The 26,292-nt window shown below is 58.4% G+C and carries 23 protein-coding genes; 10 read left to right on the forward strand and 13 right to left on the reverse strand.

The features are described 5' to 3' along the window. The first annotated feature begins 146 nt into the window (after nucleotides 1-146). Both ACIOJF_RS10180 and ACIOJF_RS10185 read left to right on the forward strand, forming a co-directional pair. Nucleotides 147-590 carry a DUF4262 domain-containing protein gene (locus ACIOJF_RS10180; RefSeq protein ID WP_105656254.1) on the forward strand — a complete coding sequence of 148 codons (444 nt, stop codon included), beginning with the start codon at nucleotides 147-149 and terminating at the stop codon, nucleotides 588-590. Nucleotides 591-663: 73 nt separating this feature from the next. Beyond that, nucleotides 664-1,071, forward strand: a complete 408-nt coding sequence (locus tag ACIOJF_RS10185) for a DUF4262 domain-containing protein (protein ID WP_181148764.1) — start codon at nucleotides 664-666, stop codon at nucleotides 1,069-1,071. 24 nt (nucleotides 1,072-1,095) lie between these two features. Here the strand turns inward: ACIOJF_RS10185 and cycA are convergent, their stop codons facing one another. After that, nucleotides 1,096-2,577, reverse strand: a complete 1,482-nt coding sequence (gene cycA, locus ACIOJF_RS10190) for a D-serine/D-alanine/glycine transporter (RefSeq protein WP_105656256.1) — start codon at nucleotides 2,575-2,577, stop codon at nucleotides 1,096-1,098. A 608-nt stretch (nucleotides 2,578-3,185) separates the two neighbouring features. On the opposite strand from cycA, the gene ACIOJF_RS10195 reads away from it, so the two are divergent. Then, nucleotides 3,186-4,031, forward strand: a complete 846-nt coding sequence (locus ACIOJF_RS10195) for a CoA ester lyase (protein WP_105656257.1) — start codon at nucleotides 3,186-3,188, stop codon at nucleotides 4,029-4,031. Between the two features lie 86 nt (nucleotides 4,032-4,117). On the opposite strand, the gene ACIOJF_RS10200 is transcribed toward ACIOJF_RS10195, so the two are convergent. From ACIOJF_RS10200 to ACIOJF_RS10215, 4 genes are all read right to left on the reverse strand, one after another. Next, on the reverse strand, nucleotides 4,118-5,608 hold the full coding sequence (locus tag ACIOJF_RS10200) for a sodium:alanine symporter family protein (RefSeq protein ID WP_105656258.1): 1,491 nt from the start codon (nucleotides 5,606-5,608) through the stop codon (nucleotides 4,118-4,120). 227 nt (nucleotides 5,609-5,835) lie between these two features. Then, nucleotides 5,836-5,958, reverse strand: a complete 123-nt coding sequence (gene ykgO, locus ACIOJF_RS10205; RefSeq protein WP_081461171.1) for a type B 50S ribosomal protein L36 — start codon at nucleotides 5,956-5,958, stop codon at nucleotides 5,836-5,838. Next, a complete protein-coding gene (locus ACIOJF_RS10210; RefSeq protein ID WP_332489144.1) occupies nucleotides 5,948-7,009 on the reverse strand; it encodes a GTP-binding protein in 1,062 nt (353 codons plus the stop codon). The genes ykgO and ACIOJF_RS10210 overlap by 11 nt, the downstream gene beginning before the upstream one ends. Nucleotides 7,010-7,120: 111 nt before the next feature. Continuing rightward, on the reverse strand, nucleotides 7,121-7,978 hold the full coding sequence (locus ACIOJF_RS10215) for a fumarylacetoacetate hydrolase family protein (RefSeq protein WP_332731296.1): 858 nt from the start codon (nucleotides 7,976-7,978) through the stop codon (nucleotides 7,121-7,123). A gap of 220 nt (nucleotides 7,979-8,198) precedes the next feature. On the opposite strand from ACIOJF_RS10215, the gene ACIOJF_RS10220 reads away from it, so the two are divergent. Genes ACIOJF_RS10220 through ACIOJF_RS10235 form a run of 4 tightly spaced genes read left to right on the forward strand, consistent with a single transcriptional unit; the run spans nucleotide 8,199 to nucleotide 11,794 of the window. Beyond that, nucleotides 8,199-8,840, forward strand: a complete 642-nt coding sequence (locus ACIOJF_RS10220) for an ABC transporter permease (RefSeq protein WP_105656261.1) — start codon at nucleotides 8,199-8,201, stop codon at nucleotides 8,838-8,840. After that, nucleotides 8,833-10,095, forward strand: coding sequence for a betaine/proline/choline family ABC transporter ATP-binding protein (locus tag ACIOJF_RS10225; RefSeq protein WP_105656262.1), 1,263 nt, complete (start codon nucleotides 8,833-8,835; stop codon nucleotides 10,093-10,095). The genes ACIOJF_RS10220 and ACIOJF_RS10225 overlap by 8 nt, the downstream gene beginning before the upstream one ends. Then, nucleotides 10,092-10,820, forward strand: coding sequence for an ABC transporter permease (locus ACIOJF_RS10230; RefSeq protein WP_402735121.1), 729 nt, complete (start codon nucleotides 10,092-10,094; stop codon nucleotides 10,818-10,820). Before ACIOJF_RS10225 ends, ACIOJF_RS10230 begins: the two co-directional genes overlap by 4 nt. Then, a complete protein-coding gene (locus ACIOJF_RS10235; RefSeq protein ID WP_219844107.1) occupies nucleotides 10,817-11,794 on the forward strand; it encodes a glycine betaine ABC transporter substrate-binding protein in 978 nt (325 codons plus the stop codon). Before ACIOJF_RS10230 ends, ACIOJF_RS10235 begins: the two co-directional genes overlap by 4 nt. Before the next feature lie 149 nt (nucleotides 11,795-11,943). On the opposite strand, the gene ACIOJF_RS10240 is transcribed toward ACIOJF_RS10235, so the two are convergent. Next, the gene (locus tag ACIOJF_RS10240) at nucleotides 11,944-12,102 is read right to left on the reverse strand and encodes a hypothetical protein (protein ID WP_166650780.1); all 159 of its coding nucleotides are present in this window, start codon (nucleotides 12,100-12,102) and stop codon (nucleotides 11,944-11,946) included. Between the two features lie 221 nt (nucleotides 12,103-12,323). On the opposite strand from ACIOJF_RS10240, the gene ACIOJF_RS10245 reads away from it, so the two are divergent. Then, nucleotides 12,324-12,872: a YceI family protein gene (locus ACIOJF_RS10245; protein WP_105656264.1), complete on the forward strand. Its 549-nt coding sequence runs from the start codon at nucleotides 12,324-12,326 to the stop codon at nucleotides 12,870-12,872. A gap of 113 nt (nucleotides 12,873-12,985) precedes the next feature. Here ACIOJF_RS10245 and ACIOJF_RS10250 read toward each other — a convergent pair whose 3' ends face one another. The 5 genes from ACIOJF_RS10250 to ACIOJF_RS10270 form a co-directional block, all read right to left on the reverse strand. Then, the gene (locus ACIOJF_RS10250) at nucleotides 12,986-13,429 is read right to left on the reverse strand and encodes a DUF4190 domain-containing protein (protein ID WP_105656265.1); all 444 of its coding nucleotides are present in this window, start codon (nucleotides 13,427-13,429) and stop codon (nucleotides 12,986-12,988) included. 127 nt (nucleotides 13,430-13,556) lie between these two features. Beyond that, nucleotides 13,557-14,729 carry an MFS transporter gene (locus ACIOJF_RS10255; protein WP_332728117.1) on the reverse strand — a complete coding sequence of 391 codons (1,173 nt, stop codon included), beginning with the start codon at nucleotides 14,727-14,729 and terminating at the stop codon, nucleotides 13,557-13,559. 535 nt (nucleotides 14,730-15,264) lie between these two features. Then, nucleotides 15,265-15,897 (reverse strand): LUD domain-containing protein, encoded by a 633-nt coding sequence (locus ACIOJF_RS10260; protein WP_332594596.1) that lies wholly within the window; start codon nucleotides 15,895-15,897, stop codon nucleotides 15,265-15,267. Next, nucleotides 15,894-17,345: a LutB/LldF family L-lactate oxidation iron-sulfur protein gene (locus tag ACIOJF_RS10265; protein ID WP_105656386.1), complete on the reverse strand. Its 1,452-nt coding sequence runs from the start codon at nucleotides 17,343-17,345 to the stop codon at nucleotides 15,894-15,896. Before ACIOJF_RS10265 ends, ACIOJF_RS10260 begins: the two co-directional genes overlap by 4 nt. A gap of 17 nt (nucleotides 17,346-17,362) precedes the next feature. Next, nucleotides 17,363-18,127, reverse strand: a complete 765-nt coding sequence (locus tag ACIOJF_RS10270; RefSeq protein WP_105656268.1) for a (Fe-S)-binding protein — start codon at nucleotides 18,125-18,127, stop codon at nucleotides 17,363-17,365. Between the two features lie 146 nt (nucleotides 18,128-18,273). On the opposite strand from ACIOJF_RS10270, the gene ACIOJF_RS10275 reads away from it, so the two are divergent. Then, nucleotides 18,274-19,950: an L-lactate permease gene (locus tag ACIOJF_RS10275; protein ID WP_105656269.1), complete on the forward strand. Its 1,677-nt coding sequence runs from the start codon at nucleotides 18,274-18,276 to the stop codon at nucleotides 19,948-19,950. Nucleotides 19,951-19,974: 24 nt separating this feature from the next. Next, a complete protein-coding gene (locus ACIOJF_RS10280) occupies nucleotides 19,975-20,682 on the forward strand; it encodes a FadR/GntR family transcriptional regulator (protein WP_105661994.1) in 708 nt (235 codons plus the stop codon). A 68-nt stretch (nucleotides 20,683-20,750) separates the two neighbouring features. Here ACIOJF_RS10280 and ACIOJF_RS10285 read toward each other — a convergent pair whose 3' ends face one another. Beyond that, nucleotides 20,751-22,985, reverse strand: a complete 2,235-nt coding sequence (locus tag ACIOJF_RS10285; RefSeq protein WP_402741614.1) for an AAA family ATPase — start codon at nucleotides 22,983-22,985, stop codon at nucleotides 20,751-20,753. An 88-nt stretch (nucleotides 22,986-23,073) separates the two neighbouring features. Further along, the gene (locus tag ACIOJF_RS10290) at nucleotides 23,074-26,271 is read right to left on the reverse strand and encodes a type I restriction endonuclease subunit R (protein ID WP_402696911.1); all 3,198 of its coding nucleotides are present in this window, start codon (nucleotides 26,269-26,271) and stop codon (nucleotides 23,074-23,076) included. Nucleotides 26,272-26,292 lie beyond the last annotated feature (21 nt).

Genomic DNA, 26,292 nt, shown 5'->3' on the forward strand with positions numbered 1-26,292 from the left:
ACGACTCGTTGCGGGCAGTGCTTTTTTCATGCGCCGGCCTATTCTGAGGCCGTTGTCTCGGGATATCCACAATCGTAGAAAGTTCCTGCCGGGGCGATGAATTCGCGCCACACTTGCTGGCATCAGATCAACCAAGGAGGAATGCGATGAGTAATCCTGAAGGCGTCCATCTCAGTGTCCGCAGCTCGTTGCCCGAAATGCAGCTACTTGGCGTTGTTGCGCTGCGCGAAATATCAGAGAAGGGGTATGCCGTAGTGCTCAGCACTATGGCAAGGCAGCAACAGGTCCTGGGGTACACACTGGGATTGGCGAAACGAGGGCATCCTGAAATCGTCAGTATCGGTGGAGACGAAGATGATGTTTTTGGGCTTCTCACGCATCTGGCATCACAAGTCGTCGAGCATGGACAAGTCTTTTCCGAAGGTACCCACAACACATCGCTATTTAGCGAGCTCATTTTCTCGGAGCCAGAGGCGGAACTGAACACTCTTCCCCTCACCAGTCTGATCCTTGGCGACATCCCGATAAGAACTCTGCATTGCACGGAACCCAGGGACTTCGCCGTGATCCAGCAACAGTCGGCTCACTAGGAACTGCGCCGCATCGTCAAAAGATGAGCAGGCAGAGGAAAGGAACTTGACCATGTGCGATATGTGCAATGGCATGACACGCAAGCAACTGGAAGCCCTGATCGACCAGCGGATCCGCGACTACGGACATGAAGTGATTTTTGTTGAGTCGGACCGGATCAGCCCATCGCTTGCCTACACCGTTGGCCTGAGTCGCATCGGGCACCCAGAATTCCTTGTTCGAGGGCTGGACATGGATGACAGCATTCAGATGCTCAACGGATTTTCTGCGTCCGTGCTGGAATGGAATGAGGTTTTCGCCCACGGGCACACCGGCCGCTGGAAGGACGGAACACTGTTGTACTTCTCCAAGATCAGTACCGGAATCCGCAAGCAGGTGCCATTGGCTTATCAGAGGTACGGAGAAAGCCTGGGGTTGCTAGAAGTCTTACTCGTCGGCCGGGATATCCCTTACGAATATGTAGTTGCCCGGCACAATTAGGCCTTGGCATCCTTTGCAAAGGGCCTAGCTTCGCCGATGGATTGCAGCGGCCTCGTTCTCCGCGCGGACTTTTGCCCGATGTGCTGCGCGCAGGGCCTGATGGCCATCGGATTTGCGCACCTTCAGGTAGAACATTCCAACTACAAGGAACCACAGGGGCGTAGCCAGCAACGCAGCACGCGTATCGGCCTGCGTGGTCAATGCCCACAGGACGAATACGAAGAAGGCTAGGACCATGTAGGGGGCTCCCATGCCGCCGGGGACCTTGAACTTGGAGGCATCATGCAGCTGCGGGCGGCGCTTGCGGAAGGCCAAATAGCTGATAAGGATCATTGACCAGACGAACATGAAGCACAGGGCAGACACCGTGGTCACCAACGTGAAGGCCTGGGCTACGGAGTCACCCGCGTACAACAGCACGACGGCAGCAAGAAGGAAGATGCAGGAGAATAGCAACGCATTGCGTGGCACCTGCGTGGCAGAAAGCTTGCTGAACTTCTGCGGAGCATCTCCATCCTGCGACAGGGCGTACAGCATGCGCGATGTCGAATAGATTCCGGAATTTGCACTTGAAGCGGCGGCCGTCAGCACGACGAAGTTGACCAGACCTGCAGCTGCGGCCAAGCCAGCCATCGAGAACATGCCAACGAATGGCGATGCATCAGCGGAGAACTTGTACCAGGGGGTGACGGCCATCAGGACGGTCAAGGCACCGACGTAGAACAGGATCACGCGCAGCGGAATGGAATTGATGGCCTTCGGGAGATTCTTTTCAGGATCCTTGGTTTCAGCCGCAGCCGTACCTACCAATTCAATGCCGACGAAGGCGAAAACGGCGATCTGGAAGCCTGCGACGAAGCCCATGAAACCAGTGGGGAACATGCCACCGTGCGCCCACAAGTGGGCGAAAGAGGCGGTGTCTCCCTCGGGAGAACTGAATCCGGTGGCAATCATTGCCAAGCCGCAAACGATCAATGCCAGGATTGCAACGATTTTCACCAATGAGAACCAGAACTCGGTTTCACCAAAAGCCTTGACGGTGGGCAGGTTCAGCCCGACCAATAGCAGGATGCAGCATAGCGCCGGGAGCCATAGCGGGATCTCGGACCACCAGTAGGCGACATACTGGGCGATCGCGACTACGTCCGCAATGCCGGTGACGACCCAGCAGAACCAATAGGTCCAGCCGGTGAAGAAGGCAGCCCAAGGTCCCAAGAGATCGCCGGCAAAATCTGCGAAGGTCTTGTAGTTCAAGTTGCTGAGCAGGATCTCGCCCATGGCACGCATGACGAAAAAGAGCATGAAGCCGATGATCATGTATACGAAGATGACCGACGGGCCAGCAGCGGAAATGGTCTTGCCGGAGCCCATGAACAATCCGGTGCCGACCGCTCCGGAGATCGCCATGAGCTGGATGTGCCTGCTGGACAGTCCGCGCTCAAGATTCGTTCCATCGGAAACGGTTTTCAGTTGCGCGGAATCGTTCGCCACGGCTGCACCTTTCATGAGCAGATCCCTTCGGTTTTTCGAAGGAGACGGCCTGCTTCGAAGGAGAACGAGACCGCTGAAAGAGGTTATCGCAGATATATTGACCAGCTATATTTGTTCGTCACCCTGGACTGCGAGCAAGCTTAACAGTTGTGAAGTTGGTTATACGCCACTGGATTCGGGTAGGTAGTCCGCTGCTTCGCGCAGTGGCCAGATGGGCAGAACCTGCACTTGAATGGGACATTTGGTTGCTGCTGGACCTCCGGGTGGCAGCCTGTGTCCGAGAATGAAGCCGCGGGAAACTATGCGAAGGAAATCCTCCGGTTCCGGCGAATGGAGTTAGCGGGAGGCAGTTGATCTGCAGAATCAGAACCACCGATGATCAATTCCCGCGTTTCCAGCCTGCGGTAGGACTTCGGAAATGGCAGAACGCGGGAGCCCGTGGAGCGCCGCAGGCAACACTGCATCCATGCTCAGCTCCACTGCGCAGAAGGCTACCCGGTTCAGGTTGGTGCCGTGCATCCGGACTGCTCCAGTGCTGCATTCCGCGCCTTTCGGTTCACTTGAAGCAAATACTGTACATGGCCAGTGGAAGCTTGGAGGGCCGAGTGAGTAGTGTAGGACGTATGGCATTCCGAAATCGTCGAGCTGCGGCTCTTCCTGCAAAATTGTCCCGTTCCTGGCTCTTGGTCAATGCGGCCAAGGAGGAAACTTTCGCTCCTTCACTGGCTTGTGAAGCGGACTCGGTGATTTTTGACATGGAAGCTGCCGTTCCTGACGACCAGAAGATCCAGGCTCGCGACAACGTAGTGCGAGCACTCTCCAATGGCATGACTGCGTGGGTGCGCGTCAACGGCATTGACACTGATTTCTGGGCCGATGACCTTGCCGCGCTGTCGGGAACTCCCGGCCTGCGTGGAATCATGCTGGCCATGACCGAGCAGCCTGAACAGGTTACCTACAGCGCGATGAGGCTGCGCGCGGGCACTCCGGTCCTGGCCTTGATCGAAACCGCTTTGGGTATCGAGAACGCCACGCAGATCGCTTCGGCCCCGGGTACCTTCCGCCTGGCGTTCGGCATCAACGACTTCCGCAAGGACACGGGCGTCTCCGACGACCCGATGGCACTGGCCTACGCACGCGGCCGGCTCGTGATCGCTTCGCGTGTAGGCAAGCTGCCTGGCGCTATCGACGGACCTCCACCAGCAGGCGCCGATGCCGCCAAGGTGACCGAAGAAACCCGGATCACCGCCTCCATGGGCATGACCGGCAAGCTGTCGTTGTCCACCGATCATGTAGATGGCATTAACGCCGCGTTGGCACCCAGCGAAGACGAGCTGTCTTGGGCCATGGAACTGCTCGAAGCGCACGCCGCCGGCGCTTCGGTGGGCGATGGCTCATACCTGCCGCGTCTGGCCCGTGCCCAGAAGATCGCCGACCTGGCCGACTCCTACGGCCTGTGGAACGCCTAAGCCTTTAGCTGTCTTCCAACAGCAAAGAACCCGTTCAGCATCTGGAATCAATCAGATGCTGAACGGGTTCTTTTAGCTTGCGGTGCCTATGCCTCGTGGGCACCGCGGTTGCGAGAGGAACCGACGACGTCGCCAGCCTTCCATTCAGCCCAACCCGGACGATCATTCATGAAGTCCTCGATCTGCGCCTTGTTGGCTTCCAGCTTCGGGTCATGCTTGAGGTACCAGTGGGTTTCGCGAGCCACCATGCCCGAGAGGATCAGTAGGCCGATCAGGTTCGGCAGCGCCATCAGGCCGTTCATCATGTCCGAGAAGTTCCAAACGGCGGTCAGCTCGGTGGTGCAGCCTACGTAGACGACCAGCGAGAAGACGATGCGGAATGGCATCACGAGCTTGCGGCCGAAGAGGCGCTCGATGTTGCGCTCGCCGTAGTAGCTCCAGCCCAAGATAGTGGAGAAGGCGAACATGACCAGTCCGATGGTCACGATCCAGTGGCCCCATTCACCAGGCAGGCCGTGGGTGAATGCCTGGCCGGTCATCAGCGCAGCGGAGATCTGCTCGCCGGTGGATTCATCGATCACCTTCCAGGTGCCGGTGGTGATGATGACCAGGCCGGTGCAGGTAACAACGATGATGGTGTCGATGAAGGTCTGGGTCATGGAGACCAGGCCCTGGCGAACCGGGTGGGTGGTCTGTGCCGACGCGGCAGCGATAGCAGCCGAACCCATGCCGGATTCGTTGGAGAAGATGCCGCGGGCAACACCGTACTGGACAGCGATGATGATGGCCGAGCCGACGAAGCCGCCAACAGCGGAAGTGCCGGTGAAGGCGTCGGTGAAGATCTCGCCGAAAGCTGCAGGAATGCCGCCGACGTTAGCGATCAGGATGTAGATCGATGCGGCCACGTAGAAGACGATCATGACCGGAACGAATCCAGCGGTGACACGGCCGATGGACTTGATGCCGCCGACCAGGACAGCGATCGACAGCACGGTCAGCACGACACCGGTAACCCATGGGGTGACGTGGAACGAATTCTCCAAGTTCAGGGCGATGGAGTTGCCCTGGGTCATGTTGCCGATGCCGAAGCAGGCCAGGGTGGCGGCGATGGCGAAGAACAGGGCCAGGAACTTGCCCAGCGGACCCTTAATGCCGCGTTCCAGGTAGTACTGCGGACCGCCGGACTTTTCGCCTGCGGCGTCGGTGCCGCGGTAACGCACGCCGAGATAGGCCTCGGTGTACTTCGATGCCATGCCCAGCAGGCCGGTGACCCACATCCAGAACAGGGCACCTGGGCCGCCGATGCCGATGGCGGTTGCGACACCGACGATGTTACCGGTTCCGACAGTGGCCGCCAGCGCTGTGGTCAGTGCCTGGAATTGCGAGATGTCGCCTTCTGCCTCGGCATCCTTGCGCTTGAGCAGGCCCAGGCGCAATGCGGCAGCGAGCTTGAAGAATTGCAGGCCACCCAAGCGGATGGTCAGGTACAGGCCAGTACCCAAAAGTAGCGGGATGAGGACAAACGGTCCCCAAATGACGGAGGAGATGTCCCCGAAGAGATCGCCCAAAGCGTCCATGGACTCAATATCCTTATGTGCGAGTGACTGATGATGAAGAGTTTCAGGCGAGAAGCCGATCCCCTTATGTGAGTGCCATCATATGGCAAGGGGAGAACTGTGTCACAAAGCGCGCTGGCGGATGCCATGTCCGGTTTGTTAACTTTATTTCACGATCAGGCCCGGGGCTCGGGCTGGCTGCCGCATTGCCGGCATCCACCGAAGTGGACGCCGGCAATTTCCGGGCTTCAGCCTTGCCGCGCTTTCATGCGCGGATTTTGCTTGTTGATCACGAAGACGCGACCTCGTCGTCTGACCACCTGGGAGCCGGGCGCCTTCTTCAATGCGCGGATGGAATTCCTAACTTTCATGCCATTCACCTCCTTCATGATGTGCGGAGCTGAACAGGTCCTTGAGTTCTTCTTCGGTGACCTGGCATTGCTCGAAGACCGTCTCGATCTGCGAAGCTTCGTGTTCGGATCCGTAGAGCAGCAATTCCGAGACGGCGATATTCGAATTCCACGCGCCGGTGTTTTCCATCCAGATGCGCGGACCGGCTCCGCCGATGGCGACGCGCTCGCTGAGGGCACTAGCCACCCAGAGGATTCCGCGGATGCAGGTGCAGGATTCAGCCAGGGACGGCAGGGCTTTGCGGAAGCGCTCGGGATGAAGCGGACGTTCGGCATGCAGGCGGATCGGCGCAGTGCGGGCATTGGTTGCTGTTCGCGGCAGGTGCCCGGCCCTGGTGCGTTGGCGCGCTGCTCCGGGGTGGAAGGAGCCGAGTCCTTCTTCGTGCACGCAGATATGCGCATGCGGTGCCATCTGTCGAGCTAATTCTAGGCCGGCTTCATAGTCGGCGCCGCCAGCGCGTCGTGGACCGGTAGCGCTTTCGAGCAGCTGGGTTTCCAGGCCTTCGACCGGAATGAGGGTATCTGCCTGCATCAATTCGGTGAAGAAGAACTCTCCCGACGTCCTCGCATCGCGTTCCATGGCGTTGAATCCCGATTCCCAGAGGGTGTGCCGGTCCCACATCTGGTTTTCCAATTCGGCGGGATCCAGGGACAAGACGATGCTGCTGATCCGGATTTCCAGTGGTTCGAGCTTTGTCTCGAGCATGTCCAGCACTGTTCCGCTATGCCATGTGGCGGGCAACGCCAGGATCATTGTGGCCTCGGAATCTTCGGGGGCCAGGCGTTGGATCGTCGGCAGGATCTCGAACTTCGTGGCACAGCCGATGCAGGGGTGCCCAAGAACGGTTTCGGCATGTTCTGCGGCTGCAGATCCGGAGACGTGGCGCACCAGCCGATTGCCGTCGACGAAGTCATAGCGCAAGGTGACGGCGTCAGGATGGTGGTGTCCCAGGTGGCTGAGGCCGGAGTCGCGGCTGGAAGTATCAAGTGCGGAGAGAACGATGAGATTCACGCGTTCAAGCTTATATGAGAATGAGTCTCAATAGCAAAATTGGGAACGGGGCTTAACGCCTCGGGGGCCCGCCCGCCAATGCGGACAGGCCCCCGGAAGCGACAAGGAATATCAGTTCTGCGGCGCGTTGAAAACTACCGCAGAGGTACCCAGGCCTTCGATCGAAGTTTCAAGTGAATCGCCGTGCTTGAGCCACGGGTGACGCCCATTCTCGTCGCGGCGGCCCAACGCAACACCAGATGGCGTACCCGTCAGGATGACGTCGCCTGGCTGCAATTCATTGAATGTCGAGAGGTAGGAAACCAAGGCGTCAGCAGAGAAAATCAGATCATCGATCTGTTCGTCCTGCACCACGGTGCCATTGACCGTGCTGGTAATGCGGGCGGCGGGGTCCAGCTCATCCGGGGTCACGAGCCACGGGCCCAGGGGAGTGGAGCGATCCCAGATCTTGCCCTGCAGCCACTCTTGGGTGCGGCCCTGGTAACCGCGCATCGACACGTCGCTGGCCACGGCGTAGCCGGCAATATGCGCGGCTGCATCCTCCTGGCTGATGCGGCGACCCGGCTTGCCGATAATGATGGCCAGCTCTGCTTCGTAGTCCACCCGATGGTCTTCCACTGGAATTTCGATGGTGTCCTTGGCGCCGCATAGGGTGGAAGCGAACTTCGCGAACACCGTCGGATACTTCGGCAGCTCTTCGCCGACCTCGGCCGCATGCGTCTTGTAGTTCAACCCGATGCAGTAGATTTTCTCCGGCTTGGGGATCAGCGGAGCGTAGTCGGCTTCGCCCTCGGCGATGGAATCACCCACTAAAGCGCGAGCAACTACTTCTTGCTGAGTTGCGTCATCAAGACGCAGGAAACGCTGCACTGAATCGAGATTGTCCAAGTAGTAGGCGCGGCCATCTTCAATGACAGCAGCGGTGGTATGGCCTGGTTCGCTGGCGAGGCGGAGCGTTGCAAGTTTCATGAATCTATCTCACTACACTTCTCGCTGAAAGTGCACCATATTTCGTGATCGGCAATTGATATCAATTGGCCTTAAATACGGCCGAGCCAGAGTTTTGATCTGGAAAACGTGGCTTGGCCATGCGCCGCTGACCCGGCTAAACTCATGGCAAGCTACGGTCCCAGAGACCAGTCTTGAAATAACGATCTAGATACGAAACTAAAGTGAAGCAGGTTTTAATGTGGGTGACTTTTTTGGCGAGCGATCTCGCCATATCCTCTTCGCCTCGTGGCAGCACTTCTCGCTAGTCGCGCAGTGCTTGATCCTGGCGACAATTATTGCTGTGCTGATTGCCGTATTGGTATACCGCAACAAGCCCCTATCAGGCTTGGCTAACGGCATTAGCGCCATCGGCCTGACTATTCCGTCCTTTGCCCTGATCGGTTTGCTTATTGTCCCCGTGGGCTTCGGGGTTACTCCGGCAGTCATCGTGGTGACGTTCTTCGCCGCCCTGCCAATTCTGCGCAACGCGATCGTTGGGCTGAACAACATCGAACCAACCATTATCGAGTCAGCGCGCGGCATCGGCATGAGCCGGCTGAAGACTCTGATATCAGTAGAAATTCCCATAGCTTGGCCGGTGATCCTGACTGGCGTACGAATTTCAGCCCAGATGGTGATGGGCGTCGCCGCAGTGGTCTCCTACGCCCTGGGTCCTGGCCTCGGCGGGTTCATCTTCCAAGGACTCTCGCGTCTGGGCGGCGCGAACTCCCTGGAATCCGTGATCACCGGCGTAGTTGGCGTCGTGATCCTGGCGCTCATTCTTGATTTGATTTTGCTCGGCATTGGCCGACTGACTACCCCGCGAGGTATCCGTGTCTGAACATAAGATCCCTGAAAATGCCGTGGCCCAGAATGTCACTGGCGCTTCGATCATGCTTGAAGAAGTAACCAAGACCTACCCGGGACAAAAGAAATCGGCCGTAGGCGGCCTGACCCTGGAGATCCCTGCCGGGTCCATCGTGATGTTCGTGGGGCCATCGGGCTGCGGCAAGACGACCACCCTGAAGATGATTAATCGCCTGATCGAGCCGACCAGCGGCAAGATCGTCATTGACGGCGAAGATGTCACCGGCATGAACGGTGATGAACTGCGCCGCCGCATTGGCTATGTGATCCAGGCTGGCGGCCTGTTCCCGCATATGACCGTGGCGACCAATATCGCCATGGTTCCAAAGATGCTGGGTTGGCCCAAGGAGAAGATCGCTGCCCGCGTCGACGAGCTGCTGGAACTCGTCTCGCTGGATCCGGAACTTTACCGGGACCGTTTCCCCAAGGAGCTCTCCGGCGGCCAGCAGCAGCGTGTGGGCGTCGCCCGTGCATTGGCAGCGGATCCACCGGTCTTGCTGATGGATGAGCCATTCGGTGCAGTTGACCCAATTACCCGCCAGCGTCTGCAGGATGAGCTGCTGAACATCCAGTCTGAAGTCCAGAAGACGATCGTGTGCGTGACCCACGACTTCGACGAAGCGGTGAAGCTCGGCGACTGGATTGCGATCTTCAACGAAGGTGCGCAGTTGGAGCAGTACGACTCCCCAGAAAGGATCCTGGCCAATCCGGCCAGCGAGTTCGTGGAGAACTTCATCGGTTCGGGTGCCGGCTTGAAGCAGCTGACCTTGACGCGGGTGAACGAAGTGGAACTGGGAGAAGCCATCACCACCACACCGGGCAAGAATGCTTCGGAGGTGCTCTCGCAGCTGCAGGGCGCCGGACGCAAATACGCGGTAGTGCTTGATTCGCGGGGACGTCCGCTGCGCCGCATGGACCGCCGGCAACTGTCGCGTGCCCAGATCATCGAGGGTACCTACGATGAATCCATGCCGGTCGTCGGTGAGCAGGCCACCTTGAACGACGCATTGGACACCATGCTGGTGGCCAGTTCCGAGTCGGCCCTGGTAACGGGACGCCGTGATGTGCTCACGGGTGTCATCACGGTGCAGACCGTCATGGAGGCGATCGCGGCCGCGAACAACACCACGGATGCTAATCACGAGGCGCCGGTTGGCCTGAACTCGGGTGCCATCAACGTCGTGAATATCGATAGTGCGGCCACCGGGCAGGATGGTGAATCGGCATGAGATCCGAAACCCGCAGCTTGATTTGGCAGATCGCCGGAATCGCAGCTGCTTTCGCCATCTTGGTGGGTTGGCTGGTAACAGCCGACCTGACCGAGACCGAACAGCAAACGCTGGATCCGGCAACGATTTGGGGCTACACCCTCGACCACCTGAAGATCACGGTCATCTCGGCGCTCATCGTGCTGCTGATCGCGATTCCGCTCGGCGTGCTGCTCACTCGCCCCGGACTGCGCAAGGCAGCCCCGGCGGTGCGCGCCATTGCCAACTTCGGCCAAGCCGCACCCGCCATTGGCGTCATCGTGCTCTTGGCCTTCTGGTTGGGGTTCGGCCCGACAACTGCCATTGTCTCACTGGTGATCTATGCGATTCTTCCGGTGCTCTCCAACACCATTGTTGGCCTGCAGCAGGTTGATGAACGCCTGGTGGAGGCCGGGCGGGGAATCGGCATGAGCCAGATGTCCGTGCTGTTGAAGGTCGAGCTGCCGTTGGCCGTCCCGGTGATGCTATCGGGCATCCGCACAGCCCTGGTGCTGCTGGTAGGCACCGCGACGTTGGCAACCTTTATCAACGGCGGCGGGCTGGGCATCTTGATCACTACGGGTGTGAACCTGAACCTGAATGTGGTGCTGATTGCCGGCTCGTTGCTAGTGGCCTTGCTGGCTTTGACGATTGACTGGCTTGGCCGCGTCGTCGAACAGGTGGCACGACCGAGAGGACTTTCGTGAACCGCAAACTGAATTTAGCTGTCCTGTCCATGGCCGCGCTGATCGGAATGACTGGGTGCGGACTTAGCCCATCGACCGGGACGGTGCCCAACGCCGGCCCCGCCGAGATCAAGCCGCTGGTCGAAAACGCTGAAGACACCACCGTGACCGTCACGTCCAAGTCCTTTACCGAGCAGCTGCTGCTGGGGAAGATCACCGTGATCGCGCTCAAGGCTGCCGGCTATGACGTCACCGACCTGACCAATGTTCCTGGCTCCCAGCCGGCACGTCAGTTGCTGCTTTCCGGCGACGCGAGCGTGCTCTGGGAGTACACCGGTACCGCGTGGCTGACCTACTTGGGCCACGAATCACCTGTTGTGGGTGAAGAAGAGCAGTGGCAGTCGGTGCACGATGAGGATGTTGCCAATGGAATTATCTGGGGAAATCCGGCACCGTTGAACAACACCTACGCATTGGCGATGAACGAAGAAACGACCAAGCGGCTGGGTATCACCAAGCTTTCCGAACTGCAGACGCTGGACCCCGAAGATCTGACGTTCTGCGTCGACCCGGAATTCAATTCCCGTCGAGACGGTCTGACTCCAATGCTGGAACACTACGATATCGACCGTGGTTCAGAAGTGGCTGAGGACAATATCGGTCTGTACGACGTGGGTGCCATTTACCAGGCAACCGCTAATGGCGCGTGCAACTTCGGTGAAGTCTTCACCACTGACGGGCGCATCAAGGCGCTTAACTTGACCGTGCTGGAAGATGACCGGAAGTATTTCCCAAGCTACAACGCCGCCCCGGCTTTCAACGGAGAATTCCTTGAAAAGCACCCGGAAATCCAGCAGATCATGGACAAGATCGCTCCGTTGCTGACTGATCAGGTCTTGATGGACCTGAATTACCAGGTGGACGTGGTTGGCCGTGAACCGGCGGATGTTGCCTTCGAATGGATGGTTGGCCAAGGCTTGGTCTCCAATCCCTAACCGAGGCAACGAAAACTGCATGGATTAAGCAATGGATCCCCGGCATCGCGATGCCGGGGATCCATTTCAATGTCGCCGAGGATTCACTGGGGATTGGTTTCTCTCGGATGGATTTGCTTGCAGGATAGAAATAGGTGGAGGCCATCTACCTATTGCTGGTTCCGGGTGCCTAGCTCGCCGTCGACTTCATCGGCGATTTCGGTCGTGGCAGCGGTAGTGATGGATTCTTCCTGCCAAATTTCCTCTAGCTCTGCGGATAACTCGGCTTCTTCTTGGGCATGATCGGGAACTGGGTCATTTGCGTTCATGGCCTCAGTCTAGCCATGTACGCGTCTGAGTAAAGGGGTGCATGAAAAATGACTTCAGTAGAAACTTTCCTAGTCAGTATCAAAATACGGATCTCTTGAATAGCCAGATGAAACTTTTTTAGGGAAAGTGGTTGACGCTTCAACTTCATTAGTGTCATACTGGTATCAGCAAAACAAATTGAGGCGTCAACTACTTGATGGCCCGACGAAAGGACTTAGACATGACTGCATCTGCACTGACCACCGGAACCTGGAACCTCGACGCATCGCACTCCGAGATCGGCTTCTCGGTTCGCCACGCAGGCATCTCCAAGGTTCGCGGCAGCTTCACTGAATTCGACGCAACCCTGACCACCGGCGCAACCTTGGCGGACTCCTCGGTCGAGGCAACCGTCCAGATCGCATCGGTCAACACCAAGGACGCTAACCGCGACGGCCACCTGAAGGGCGAGGACTTCTTCAACGCCGAGCAGTTCCCAACCATGACCTTCAAGTCCACTGCGGTCAAGGGCGAGGCTGGCGAGTTCATTCTCGTTGGCGATCTGACCATCCGCGGCGTGAGCAAGGAAGTTGAATTCGAAGCAGAGCTCGGCGGCGAAGCTGTAGACGCTTTCGGTGCAACCCGCGTTGGCTTCTTCGCATCCACGACCATCTCCCGCAAGGAATTCGGCATCACCTGGAACGCAGCACTGGAAGCCGGTGGCGTTCTGGTCAGCGACAAGGTCAAGATCGAAATCGACGCTTCGTTCGTACTGCCAACCGCAGAGTAAAAGTTTCCCGAAGGCCGTCATGGGGATGACGGGACAAGGGCCGATACCGGCAAAGCCTCCGGCTCACGAAAGTGAGCCGGAGGCTTTGTCGTTAAAGTGGAGGGAAGAAGTGCCTAGGACCCGCTGAATGACGGGTCCACGGAAAATGCGATAGCACCGATGACAAGGAATGCGACATACACGATCCAGAGCACGCCCAAAATGGTGCCGATCCAACCGGTCACTTTGCCGACCGTGGATACCGTATTGAATTCCCTTTCGGCTTTATTGGCCTTGAAAATAGCAATCGGGCCAAGGATCACGCCTGCAACGAAGATGGACACAATGCCAAGAATCATCGAGGTCTGTGCCAGCTGGGTGCCTTGAAATTGGGATGCTGTCGGATAGCCGAAGTTGCCCTGGGGGTACTGGCCCGGTTGGCCATGTGCCTGTTGATTGTAGTAAGGCTGTTGCGGGACGCCGTTGAGATCGTAGGAACCAGGCTGCTGGTACTGCCGGTTCTGACCCTGGTGCCCTGAAGAATAGGGGTTTCGTGGTTCTTCGCCTGGACTGGTCATGGCAACCTGCTTTCCGCTTGTGAGGCTCGTTCGCTTAATTCAAGATTCTCACATGCAACCGGCAATAACATCTAATCTCTAGAAGAACTCTCTGCAATGCCAGAATGCCCCCTACCTGCCAGTGAAGTCAGCTGGCTGGATGCATTCTGCGCCACAGCGCATGAGTGCCAGTCGCCACCGCCACAAGTAATAGGCTCAGTGCCAAGCCGATTCCGAAGATCTGGCCGTAGTGGCCATTCTGCGCTAGATCTGCAGTTAGGTAGGTCGCCGCAGATGCCCCCGCGAACAGGGCAAAAACGAACAGTGAAACGGTGGTGGCCCGCGCGTCAGGCGAGATATCGGTCGCCCACCCCTGCATTGATGAGTGCATGATCGCGTTCGTGGCACCCAGGAAGAACGCGGTGAAGGTGTAGGAGGCAGGGGAGGGAGCGAACGCCGAGGGGAGGAAAGCTGCGCAAAGCACCAGGCCGCCACCCCCAATAAGCCACGTTCGGCCAATGCGTGCCACCAATCGGCGCATCAAGCGTGCACCCAGAATGACTCCCAGGGCAAAAGCGCAACCTAGCGCTCCCGCCAAGCCAATAGCGACACCGGATTCTTGCAAGGCGGGAACGATATAGGTCAGCAATCCCATGAGCAGCCCGCCTTCGAGGAAGACGATGGCATAAAGGGCCAAATTCATGGGACGCAAAGCTGCACGGAATTGGAATCCGGAACGCGAATGTTCGGGCTCTGCCGCCTTCCGCAAGCTATACAGGGCCGCTACGCAACCCAGTGCAGGCAACAGGAACACCAGCCGCCAGTTCGCGTATGTTGCCAATGCTCCTGAAGCTAATGTCGCCAGGGTGGTGCCCAGCGAGGAATAGATCTGCAAATCAGATAAGCCCCGCGCGCGTTCTACCCCGGTACGCGTATCGCCCAGGAGCGTCATCAGCGTTGGATACAGCGCGCCGAACATAAACCCGGTGAGGGAGCGGGCAATGAGTAGCGGCAAATAGTCGGTGAACATGATGCTGGCGACCGCGCCGAGGCCAGCGCCGATGAGCGCCGCGCGCAAAACCGCCAGACGCCCGAAACGATCGCTAAGCACGCCCCAGATCGGCTGGCCAATGGCATAGAACAAGGCATAGGAAGCTACCAGTTGGACAGCTTGGGCGAAACTGAGCGAGGTACCCAGCGAAAGTGCGACCAGCATGGGAGGGGTGCCATAGCGGTCGAAGAAGGAAAGGAAGCCGACGAAGCGCAAAGCCGAATCGGGAATGGTGCGTACCGAAATCCGAAGGTCCTGTTGTTTCTCCATCCCGGCCCTTCAAGTGAGAATCTTCCGCCTGCCTATCCATGTAATCAGAATCTGCCCGCTGATGCTGTTTTGGATGACAGCTGCCACGGGCAGATGACGCATCGGCAGCTAGGCAGTTACTGGTGATTCAGTCATGAATTGAGCGAAGAATTCGCCCAACTCACCGGTCGCGTCCAGCGGCAGCGCCATAGACACGTCCAAGCCTGGACAGGATTGGCGGGCTGGGTGCGCCAGATATCTCCGGTGATGAAAATCCGAGGCAAGGGAAGCATAACGGATTGCCGTCACGATGGAGCCAGGGAAGTCATCGCGGGCTTGAGCGTTTCCATGCCACCGGTGCGCTTCCGCGAAATGTTCGAAGCTGGACTGCCGGCTTCGCTTTTTTGCCGCGCGCGATCGAATAGAGGCGGACCTGAAGGGTTTTATTGCCGGCGGCTAGGGCAAGAAGCCGACAGCACACTTAAATGCACTCGCGGCCGGTTCCCCTGGAGGTTTAGGAGGGGGGAACCGGCCGCGAAAGCTTATTGCGCCAGCCTTACAGGCCGCGAACCATCAGGACGTCCAAGGTACGCGGGCCGTGCACGCCTTCAACGCGCTCCAGCTCGATATCACTGGTGGCCGACGGGCCGGAGATCCAGGTCTGCGGACGGGTGATGGCCAGTCGCGGCATGGCTTCTGGCAGCAGGCGCACGATCGACGAGATCGGCACGATGCACACATGGTGGTCGGGTACCAGCGAAATCGCGCGGCGGCCCTGGTTTGGCTCGCCATCGAGGATGATGGTGCCGGACTCGGCGACCGAAACGGCCGACGAGGTGACCACGGCGCTGGTTTCATCCAGTTCGGCGATGCTCAGCCGTGCGCCCGGGGCATCGATGCGCTGCTCGACCTTCTCGCCCAGCCCTGAGAGCCAGTCGGTGTCCAAGCCATGCGGGTAGACAACGCTGGAGGCTCCCGCCAGCTTGGCCGCTACGTATTCCGGGATCTGCGCGGCGTCAATGACGTCCACCCCGGCCTTGTAATCCACCAAGCGGTCCACCAGCAGGTCGATGAGCTCAGCTTCACCCATATCCGAGGTCTTGCGGTATTCGCGGGGTACCTCTTGGGCGACGGGAGCATCGGCTAGTGCCGAGCGGATCCGTCCCAGGATTTCGTCTTTTGCGCTCACTTGGACTCCTTCTCGTCGCTCCACCAGTCGCGGAAGGACTTGTTTGGCGGGGCGGGAATGTCACGGCTGGCGGTCCACCCTGCGGCGATGCCCGGAAGCTTCTTGATCTTCTTTTCCTTGCCGGACATCAGCCGGCCCAGCGGCAAGGCCTTTTCGAGCAGGCCGAGGTTCTTGCCCTTGCCCAACGCCCAGGAGCCGCCCTTCATCAGCAGATCCATCTGGGTCGGGAGCTTGTGCTTGTCGCGGTTGGCATCCACATCCTCGCCGCGCAGGTGCACGAGGATTTCCGGGATGTTGATCTTCACCGGGCAAGCGTCGTAGCAGGCGCCGCACAGCGAGGAAGCATATGGCAAGGAGCCGTTTTCCTCGACCTGGATGCCGGTCAGCAGCGGGGAGAGGATTGCGCCGATCGGGCCCGGGTAGGTCGAACCGTAGGCGTGGCCGCCGGTGCGCTCGTACACTGGGCACACGTTCATGCACGCCGAGCAGCGGATGCAGTTCAGCGCGGTGCGGCCGAAGCGGTCGGCCAGGGCGCGGGTGCGGCCGTTATCCAGCAGCACGATGTGCACGTTCTGCGGGCCATCGTCTTCGCTCACGCCGGTCCACAGCGAGGTGTAGGGATTCATGCGCTCGCCGGTGGAAGACCGCGGCAGCAGCTGCATGAAGACCTCGATGTCCTCCCAGTGGGGGAGAACCTTCTCGATGCCCATGACCGTGATCAGGGTTTCGGGCAGGGTCAGGCACATGCGGCCGTTGCCCTCGGATTCCACTACGCCCAGGGTGCCGGTATCAGCCAGCGCGAAGTTCGCGCCGGAGATGGCGACCTTGGCGGAAAGGAACTTCTTGCGCAGGTGCTTGCGGGCAGCTTCGGCCAGCTTGGCTGGCTCATCGGTCAGGTTCGGATCCACTACCGGCATTTCCTTGAGGAAGATGTCGCGCACCTCGGTGCGGTTCTTGTGGATCGCCGGAACCAGGATGTGGCTTGGCTTGTCGTTGCCCAGCTGGACGATCAGCTCGGCAAGGTCGGTTTCGAAGGCTTCGATGCCCTCGGTCTCCAGGTGCTCGTTCAGGCCGATTTCCTGGGTGGCCATGGACTTGACCTTGACGACCTCTTTCGAGCCGGTCGCCTTGACCAGCTCGGTAACGATCTTGTTGGCTTCGTCCGCGTCACGGGCCCAGTGGACAATGCCGCCCCGGGCGGTGAAGTTCTTCTCGAACTCTTCCAAACGCTCTTCGAGGTTGGCCATCGTCAGGTTCTTGATGGCGCTGCCGGCGTCGCGCAGCTCTTCCCAGTCCGGAAGCTCGCCGACGACGTTCAGCCGCTTGTCGCGAATGGTGTGGGTGGCGTGGCGCAGGTTCTTGCGCATCTGGGTGTTGCCCAGTTCGCGGTGCGCGGCCTTGGGGAATGGCTCGGTCTCGAACAGGTTGCCCTGCCCGCCGGCAGGCATGCCGAGGAATACCTGAGTCACAGTGACACCGTCTCTTCCATGGTGCTGGCCAGGATATCTGCCAGGTGCAGGGTCTTTGGCTTGGCTCCGGTGCGCGAAAGTCCGCCGCCGATGTGCATCAGGCAGGAGGCGTCGCCGCCCGCGCAGGCCGAGGCGCCGGTGGAGCAGATGTTCTTCATCTTGTCTTCGAGCATTGCCGTGGAGACATCGGAGTTCTTGATCGAGAAGGTACCGCCGAAGCCGCAGCACTGGTCAGCTTCCGGAAGCTCGTTGACGGTGATGCCGCCGACGGTCTTGAGCAGATCAAGTTGCCGATCGCCGAGTTTCAGCGAACGCATGCCGTGGCAGGAAGGGTGGTAGGTGATGGTCTGCGGGAAGTAGCTGCCCAGCTGCTCGGCGGCGTTGGTGATCCCCAGGACATCCACCAGCAGTTGGCTCAGTTCATAGGTGCGCTTGCCCACGGCAACTGCGCGTTCCTTGAGCTCCGGCTTGCCCAGGCGCTCTGCCAGGAAAGGGTGCTGGTGCTTGACCGAAGCAACGCAGGAGCCCGAGGGGGCCACCGCGACGTCATAGTCTTCGGTGTCGAAGGCATTGATGTGGTTTTCGACCACGGGCAGGGCTTCAGGCATATAACCGGAATTCATGTGCATTTGCCCACAGCAGGCTTGCGCCTTGGGGAAAATGACTTCATGGCCCAAGCGTTCCAGGATTTTCACTGTCGACTTGGCGGTTTCCGGATACATAGCATCCACAATGCACGTGGCAAAGAGAGCAATTCGCATAATAAATGACTCTTTCAGGGTGTGGTCAGACCATACTATGCCACGCACTTCGTAATAGTCAAGACTTGTTGTGATAGCTCTCACCTTGTACTCTAGGTGGTCGGACCACATATGGTCAGACCATCTCGAGTAAGGACGCCCACACCGTGTTTACACCCTCCACGGATCCGATCGCGGGGAGCATAGCTGTTTCAGCGCTCATCGCACTGATCCCGCTTGTAGCCTTCTTCGTACTTCTGGCGGTAGTCAAGGTCAAGGCCCACTGGGCCGGCCTCGGCTCGCTCGCTGTTGCCATCCTCGTGGCGATCTTCGGCTGGAACATGCCGGTTGGATTGGCATTGAACTCCGGACTGATGGGCATGGTCTTCGGTGCCTTCCCTATTGTCTGGATCGTTGTCATGGCGATCTTCCTCTACCAGGTCACCGTCAAGTCGGGCCGCTTCGAAGACCTGCGCCGCGTCTTCGACGTCATCGGCGGCGGCGACGTGCGCATCCAGGCCGTGCTGATTGCTTTCTGCTTCGGCGGCCTGCTTGAAGCGCTGGCAGGCTTCGGCGCACCGGTGGCGATTACCGCCACCATGCTGCTGGCATTGGGCCTGTCGCCGCTGCGCGCAGCCTGCGCCGTGCTGATCGCCAACACCGCCCCGGTGGCCTTCGGCGCCGTGGCGATCCCGATCACCACCGCCGGTGCCCTGACCGGCATCCCGGCTGCCGACATCGGCGCCATCGTTGGCCACCAGTCCCCGCTGCTGGCGCTGTTCGTCCCGTCGATCCTGGTGCTGATCCTCGACGGCTGGCGCGGCATGCGCCAGACCCTGCCGGCAACGCTGACCATCGGCATTTCCTTCGGTGTCGCCCAGTGGCTGTGCTCGACCTACTTCTCCTATGAGCTGACCGATATCGTTGCTGCGCTGGTTGGCCTGGCCGCCGCAGTGATCCTGCTGCGCTTCTGGACTCCAAAGGGTGCCGACGAGGCACGCCAGCGCGTGCTGACTGCTGAAGCCGCCGCTATTCCATACGAGGCCAATGCCAAGCTGCACCCGGTCAACACCTGGATGGCTTTGTTCCCGTACCTGCTGGTTATCGTCATCTTCGGCGTGGCCAAGCTGTGGAAGCTGGGCGTGGACATTCCTGCGTGGCTGGCAACCACGGACATCAAGTTCGGCTGGCCAGGACTGGACGGCAAGATCCTGAATGCTGATGGCGAAGCGGTATCTTCGACCATCTACAACTTCCAGTGGCTATCCTCCCCGGGCACCTTGCTGCTGATCACCGGCCTGATCGTGGCCCTGGTCTACGCGAAGAACGACGGCAACGGCAAGTACAAGATGACCTTCGCCGAGGGTGCTGCCGAAATCGGCAAGACCGTCTACAACATGCGCTACGCCGCGCTGACCATCCTGTCGGTCCTCGGCCTGGCTTACGTAATGAACCTTTCGGGCCAGACCATCACCATTGGCACCTGGCTGGCAGGCACCGGCGCATTCTTCGCCTTCCTGTCGCCAATCCTGGGCTGGATCGGCACCGCGGTGACCGGCTCGGATACCTCGGCCAACGCGCTGTTCGCCAAGCTGCAGCAGACCGCTGGCATCAATGCCGGCATCGATCCGAACCTGCTGGTTGCCGCCAACACCTCCGGCGGCGTGGTCGGCAAGCTGATCTCCCCGCAGAACCTGGCCATCGCCGCTACCTCGGTGAAGATGGAAGGCCAGGAGTCGGTGATCCTCAAGAAGGTTGCCGGTTGGTCCGTAGGCATGCTGCTGGTGCTGTGCTGCTTGGTTTACCTGCAGTCCACCCCGGTTCTGTCCTGGATGCTGCCTTAGCCGTGAACGGCTAAAATAGATCCGATGCCAGTAAACCCAGCTCCGCGTGCGTACCAGATTGTTCTCCAAGCAATTGAAGAGGATCTGCGCAAGGAGAAGCTCTCCGTTGGAGACCAGCTTCCCGGCGAGCGTGCGCTCGCGGAGCAGCATGGGATCTCGCGGGCCTCGGTCCGCGATGCCATCCGCATCCTTGATGTGATGGGCATTATCAAGACTTCAACCGGCTCCGGGCCCAACTCCGGAGCGGTGATCATCTCCAACCCCTCGGCAGGCATTTCGCAGGCATTGCGCCTGCACTTGGCGGCCAAGGGGATCAACGTCCGCGAGATCGTCGAATCTCGCATCCTGCTGGAAACCTGGGCAGCGCAAATGACGCCGCGCGATCCGATCCATGCCCAGCAGGTCATTGACCGCACCGCGGTGCTGATCATGCGCATGGACGACGCGCAGCTCTCGCGCGAGGCCTTCCACCGCATTGATGCCGAGTTCCATGTGCTCCTGGCCTCCATGGCCGGCAACGCGGTAGTGGAATCGATGATGGAATCGCTGCGCAACTCGATCAGCGACTATGTCTCCGAATCGGTGCCCAGCGACGAGGCCTGGCAGCCGGTGGTCCGCATCCTGCGCCGTCAGCACAAGGCCATCCACCACGCGTTTGCGACGAACCAGCGCGAACGGGCGGCCCAGCTGCTTGAAGAGCACATCAACTGGTTCTACTCGCAGACCCGTTAGGAACGTTGATTGTCGGAAGGTACGAACCCTTGTGGTTCGTAGGTTTCTCCTGGGTATCTTTAGCAATATCACCAATCTGGTGTCGTCTGAGTTGCCTTGCACATCCTCTCGAAATGCTCGGAGTTGCAGCCACGAATTAGACCTAATAATGTCTGAAGTTCTTTTCGAACTGTAGGTAGATCTACCCCAGTTGAGGGATTTGGATTTTCTCGGTGTGATTGACCGTGGGCAAACTTTACAACTCGATTTTTGACAATGTCGTCCACTTTGCCCTTGCACGCCATATCGATTTTCTCTTGAAAGCTCGTCCCGGCGGGTCCCTCAAAAGTAGCGAATCCTTCGAGCAAACGACGACTTGCATTTCCAACGAGGGGCAGGAGTGAATCGTCTCCATCCGAACGAGCGGTAGTAACAACTTTATTGAAAAGGTAATGATATTCCGAGTTGTGCTGGAGAAGGAAAACGGGAAACTCCTGCAACTGAATATTCTGCTCTGGGTGAGAGAAATTTTCACACCGGGATAGCTCCAAGAAATTCACACGAGGGAACCATTTCTCCGCAGCGTTGCCGCCGCCAATTTTCTTTAGTGACGCCTTCCGCTGATTTGAAGTCGAAACCGTATACAGTCGTAACAGCTCGAAATCATGAGTAAGAACTATTGACTGTGGGTAATGATCAAGTTTTTCATTCAGCCAAGCGAACGCAGCGTACATGTTCTCTCGGTCGAGGCTTGAGACGGGGTCATCGACGACTACGACTAAGTTGTCCTGGTCTACGTCGTCGGCTTCGAGGGACCGTACGAAGTAAGATAGAGCAATTATCTTGCGTTCGCCTTCGCTAAGATTCGTTGCTGGTAGGCCATGGCGCGCGATCACGTAGCCAGTCGCATCGGAGGACGGCCTCACATCGATATCTTGGCGACCGAAGACATTTTTGACATCGTCATCAATTGATTTAGCCATGACAGCCGCGTCCGTTTGTGCGGCCTTGTAATGAGCAGCTCGGTCTTCATGATGCTGCAGTCGGGCGCTCAGTTTTGCTTGCAAGTCCGCTAAGCGCGGGACACGCGCGTCCGCAATCTTATATTGTGTCGAGTGACGTTCCGCGAGGTGTTCAACTATTGCATTAGCAGAATTGAGGGCCGCTTCAGCGTGGTCCGCTGAACGAAGATTGTGGGCGTTAATTAGCTGCTCCAAGTCATCAATCGGAGCATCTTCCAGCCGGAAATCATTGGGCAGGTCTAGCGGTTCATAGAATTTCTCTATTTTCCTTTCGACCAGTTTCATAATGTTGTCCAGTTCATCTCGTCTACGCGTTGCCCAGTTTAGGATTCTTGAGATGTGCTCATCAGCGGCCTGTTGGAGATCTGGATAGAATTCTGATTTCTTTGGTAAATCTTGCACCCATGACTCTAATTTTGAGCGTTCCGCTGCTGATGTAGCAGCTATTCTAGCCAGCTCTTCCCTTACCAAATTTGATGAGTCATCGAAGTGTTTTCGCAAGTCGACCTTACGGTCTTCGGTGAGAAGGCCACTGCAGAACTTGCATACAGATTCGTTATTGTGCAGCCTGAGTCCAAGACGTACCCAGTCGTCAACTTCTTGATCAGCTGCCAATTCCTGAATGACAATAGCCGTGGTCAGTTGGCTCGTTGCTAGTCGAAGTTGCTTTAGCAACTTGGCCGACGAAGTTTCGGGTAGGACAACCGCACTGATTGTGTCCGGGGCATCCATTGTCGCGGTGCGGAAATGATGGCCATAATCATCTGTGTTAAGACTTTTCAGGCCGTTCTTGTCAAGATGTCTTTTCGCTACCCGAACGTCAAATCTGTATGAAGAGTATTTATCTGGGTCCACCACGTTTAGTGCTTCGACTACCTGCTCCTTAAAGAGCGATAGACTTCGTTTGAGCGATTCTTTGCAATCCTTATCTGCCGAAGAAACTGACTTCAGACGTGCTTTGTAGTGGGCAATGAATTCTTCGGCAGCGAGCTGTGACGTAGCTGCATCTGCATTGTCGCCGAATTTGAATATAGTCTCAGATTCTCCTGATGCGTCAAGAAATTCTCGAAGTTTTTCTTCAACGTAAAAATGGTTGAATACCTGTATGTTGGCTATGTCTAATTTTTCACCGGTCTTTACTTTCTTCGCCTTCGAGTTGAGGCTGGAAGTGGAAATTTTTAGACTGCAAGGTGATCCAGGTTCAATGGATAAAGTACGAAATAGTTCAGAAACCGATGATTTCCCAGAGCCGTTTGATCCGAAGATGATGCTCTTCTTCGCGAACACTACTTCGTCACCCATTAACTCCTGGTGTAAACCACGAAAGTTTTCAACTGAGGTTACTTGCCGAAGCATCTTCTCGCCTTTCTGACAAAATGTTTGATCTGCTTTAGTTGGTGAAGCGTTGTGCCATCGTTTCCATCTGCTCGATGACGAGCTTGATGGCTTCGGGCTGCTTGTCTGGCGGGTATCCGTTCAGGATCAGAAGCCGCTTCACCGAAGACCGCAGCTTGGCCCGGACATCCTCGCGGACGGTCCAGTCGGTACGCACATCGCGACGCATGACCTGGACCAGCTGACGTGCAATGGTGGCCAACATGTCTTCGCCTTGTTCCATCAGGGCGGATTCATTCATAGCCACCGCGTCGTAGAACGCCAGCTCGTCGTTGTCCATGGGTGGTGTGAACTTCTGGCCGCGGTTGGATTCCTCGGCTACCTCTTTGGCCAGTTCCACCAACTCGGCAATGACTTCTGCAGAGGTCAACTGCTGGTTGGTGTATTTGGTCATCAGTTCGGTGATGCGTTCAGAGAACGCACGCTGGCGGATGACGTTATTCCGGGTGGACTTCGCGGATTCCTCGGCAACAAGTTTGCGCAAGGATTCAATGGCCAACTGCGGATTTCGCGCCTTCTGCGTCTTGGCAACGAATTCCGGTGTCAGGTCGCTGAGCGAAGGTTTCGGCATGCCTGCGGCCTCATAGATATCCAGGACCTTGCCGGTTGCGTCGGTTGCCGTGGCAATGATCTGGGCCAACTGCCGCTGGATTTCTTCAGGAACAGGCAGTCCTTGCGCTTGTCGGTCCTGGGCGTCGAATTTGCCCATCCATACGCGAATTTCCTCGTACACCTGGATCTCCGGGCGGAGCTCTTCCAGCTTGCCAGAACCGGTACACAGAGCCCACGCCCGTGCCAGCCGACCAGCGGTGGACCGGTACTGGACGGCCAGAGGCTGTGCGCCTTCGGCAACTCCACTATTTCCCGGGGTCGCAGGATCACGCAAATAGTTGACCGCGCCGGTGACAGCGTTCAGGAACGACTTCGGCCCGGGCTTGCCGAGTACGGCTTTCCAATCGTGACCAGCGAGCAGAACGCGGATCTGGCTGACGAGGTCCACCGCCAGGGCTATGGCTTCATCAATGTTCCTGCCCACGGGCTGGTTCTTGCGGTCATCTGCCGTGTATTCAGCCAACGCGGTGGTGAGGTTTTCAGCCAACGGGGCATAGGCGACAAGCAGGCCATCACACTTTCCACGGAAGGTGCGGTTGACGCGGGCAAGGGTCTGCATGAGCAAAGCACCCTTGAGCGGACGGTCCAAATACAAAGTATGCAGGGGAGGAGCATCAAAGCCGGTGAGCATCATGTCTTTGACGATGACTAATTCCAGCTCATCTTCGGGATCCTTGAGACGTTCCTTGATGGAGTTGTTCGCGGAGTCGCGGCGGACGTGGTCGGATACTGGTGGAACGTCCGACGCGGTCCCGGAGTACACGACCTTGATCTTGCCCTTGTCCAGCTCATCGGAATGCCAATCTGGACGCAGGGCAGTGATGGCTGAGTAGAGATTTGCGCAGATCTCACGCGTTCCTCCAACGATCATGGCCTTGCCATAAGTTGGTGCGCCAGAAGTGTCAGCGATGAAGGGTGCCACGGTATCCCGGCGTTGTTCCCAGTGCGAGACCAGGTCCCTGGCTAGTTCGGCTAGTCGCTCAGGGGCGCCGTAGACCGCATTGACCACGGCCACGGACTGCTCGATGCGCGCACGCTCGGTGTCATCCAGACCCAGTGTCACGCGGTCGGCATCCGCGTCCAAGTCTTCCAGGGTGCGCCCATCGGCCAGCTGCACCTTTATCAGGCGTGGCTCGAAATAGACGGGCACGGTGGCGCCGTCTTCCACGGCCCGGGAAAGGTCGTAGACGTCGATGTAGTCGCCGAAGACATCACGGGTATTGCGGTCCTCGAAAGAGATCGGGGTGCCGGTGAATGCGATGAGTGTTGCGTTGGGCAGGGCATCGCGTAGATGCCTGGCATAGCCGTCCAGATCGTCATAGTGGCTGCGGTGCGCCTCATCGACGATGACGATGATGTTCTTCCGATCACTGAGCAGCGGGTGCTCGGTGCCCGCTTCCTTCTCGTCCTTGGTGCGCCCGAATTTCTGCAGGGTGGTGAAGTAGATGCCTCCGGTGACCCGCCCGGAGAGCTCGGAGCGCAGCTCGGTGCGGCGGCGGACCTGCTTGGGAGTGTCAGGCAGCAGCTGGGAGCGGGCGAACCCGGAATAGAGCTGCCCGTCGAGTTCATTGCGGTCGGTGATCACCACGACCGTTGGATTCTTCAGCGCAGGGTGGCGCATGACCGAGGCAGTGTAGAGCTCCATTTCCATGGACTTGCCCGACCCCTGGGTGTGCCAGACTACGCCGGCCTTGCCATTGGTGCGCACGGCATCAACTGTGGATCCGACGGCTTTGTTAACAGCGAAGTACTGGTGCGGCTTGGCGATGCGCTTGAGCAGCCCCTCGGCTCCGGCATCGAAGGCGGTGAAGGAACGCAACAGCTGGAGGAAGCGGGTCGGGTTGTATAACCCTGCAATGGCAGTCTCGATCGGTAGGACCGCGTCGCCGTCGATGACCAAGTCGGCGGGGACGGGGATACCGTCATCATCGACATTCCACGGGGAGAAGTGGTTCAGCGGCGTGAACGGGGTCCCGTACTTGGCATCCAACCCGTCGGAGGCGAAGGTGAAGACGCAGAAGCGGAAAGCCAGCGGGAACTCCCGCAGGTAGGTCTGCAGCTGGGCGTGAGCGGCGGCAACGTCTGTGCTCTTGGATCCAGCCCGCTTCAGTTCCATGATGCTCACCGGCATGCCGTTGCAGTACAAGACGACATCGAAGCGGCGCTTGTAGTCGCCCTGGACCAGGGTGACCTGGCTGACGGCCAACCAATCATTGTCCGTCTCTTCGGCACCGATCAGGCGCAGCGTGGGATTCTGCTCGGTTCCGTCCGGGTCCAAGTAGGTCAGCCGGTAGCCGTCCACGAATATTTTGTGCATGCGGTAGTTCTCGGTGATCGCATCCTGGGATGCTGGAGCTGCGATTTCCGCGCAGGCCTGCTGCAGGTACTGCTCCGGGATACCGGGGTTCAGGCGACGCAGCGCGGTGAGCAGACGCGGACGAATTAGTAGTTCATCCCAAGATTCACGCTCGCTAGTGCCCGGTGCAATGTCCTGGCCGTGGGCAGGACGCCATCCGTCGCCGAGCCATTCAAGTACGAGGCCTTCGAGGTCCGCTTCGGAGAAGCTGGTGTTCGTTGTCATTGAGCTAGATCCTTTTTCTCG

The sequence above is a fragment of the Glutamicibacter sp. NPDC087831 genome (assembly GCF_044742845.1).
Lineage (GTDB): Bacteria > Actinomycetota > Actinomycetes > Actinomycetales > Micrococcaceae > Glutamicibacter.

What these genes read in the sequence shown, in the direction of transcription:
- ACIOJF_RS10180 (WP_105656254.1), top strand. Translation starts at nt 147, where the DNA reads ATGAGTAATCCTGAAGGCGTCCATCTCAGTGTCCGCAGCTCGTTGCCC.
- ACIOJF_RS10185 (WP_181148764.1), top strand. Translation starts at nt 664, where the DNA reads ATGACACGCAAGCAACTGGAAGCCCTGATCGACCAGCGGATCCGCGAC.
- cycA (WP_105656256.1), bottom strand. Translation starts at nt 2,577, where the DNA reads ATGAAAGGTGCAGCCGTGGCGAACGATTCCGCGCAACTGAAAACCGTT.
- ACIOJF_RS10195 (WP_105656257.1), top strand. Translation starts at nt 3,186, where the DNA reads ATGGCATTCCGAAATCGTCGAGCTGCGGCTCTTCCTGCAAAATTGTCC.
- ACIOJF_RS10200 (WP_105656258.1), bottom strand. Translation starts at nt 5,608, where the DNA reads ATGGACGCTTTGGGCGATCTCTTCGGGGACATCTCCTCCGTCATTTGG.
- ykgO (WP_081461171.1), bottom strand. Translation starts at nt 5,958, where the DNA reads ATGAAAGTTAGGAATTCCATCCGCGCATTGAAGAAGGCGCCCGGCTCC.
- ACIOJF_RS10215 (WP_332731296.1), bottom strand. Translation starts at nt 7,978, where the DNA reads ATGAAACTTGCAACGCTCCGCCTCGCCAGCGAACCAGGCCATACCACC.
- ACIOJF_RS10230 (WP_402735121.1), top strand. Translation starts at nt 10,092, where the DNA reads ATGAGATCCGAAACCCGCAGCTTGATTTGGCAGATCGCCGGAATCGCA.
- ACIOJF_RS10240 (WP_166650780.1), bottom strand. Translation starts at nt 12,102, where the DNA reads ATGAACGCAAATGACCCAGTTCCCGATCATGCCCAAGAAGAAGCCGAG.
- ACIOJF_RS10245 (WP_105656264.1), top strand. Translation starts at nt 12,324, where the DNA reads ATGACTGCATCTGCACTGACCACCGGAACCTGGAACCTCGACGCATCG.
- ACIOJF_RS10250 (WP_105656265.1), bottom strand. Translation starts at nt 13,429, where the DNA reads ATGACCAGTCCAGGCGAAGAACCACGAAACCCCTATTCTTCAGGGCAC.
- ACIOJF_RS10255 (WP_332728117.1), bottom strand. Translation starts at nt 14,729, where the DNA reads ATGGAGAAACAACAGGACCTTCGGATTTCGGTACGCACCATTCCCGAT.
- ACIOJF_RS10265 (WP_105656386.1), bottom strand. Translation starts at nt 17,345, where the DNA reads ATGCCTGCCGGCGGGCAGGGCAACCTGTTCGAGACCGAGCCATTCCCC.
- ACIOJF_RS10270 (WP_105656268.1), bottom strand. Translation starts at nt 18,127, where the DNA reads ATGCGAATTGCTCTCTTTGCCACGTGCATTGTGGATGCTATGTATCCG.
- ACIOJF_RS10280 (WP_105661994.1), top strand. Translation starts at nt 19,975, where the DNA reads ATGCCAGTAAACCCAGCTCCGCGTGCGTACCAGATTGTTCTCCAAGCA.
- ACIOJF_RS10285 (WP_402741614.1), bottom strand. Translation starts at nt 22,985, where the DNA reads ATGGGTGACGAAGTAGTGTTCGCGAAGAAGAGCATCATCTTCGGATCA.
- ACIOJF_RS10290 (WP_402696911.1), bottom strand. Translation starts at nt 26,271, where the DNA reads ATGACAACGAACACCAGCTTCTCCGAAGCGGACCTCGAAGGCCTCGTA.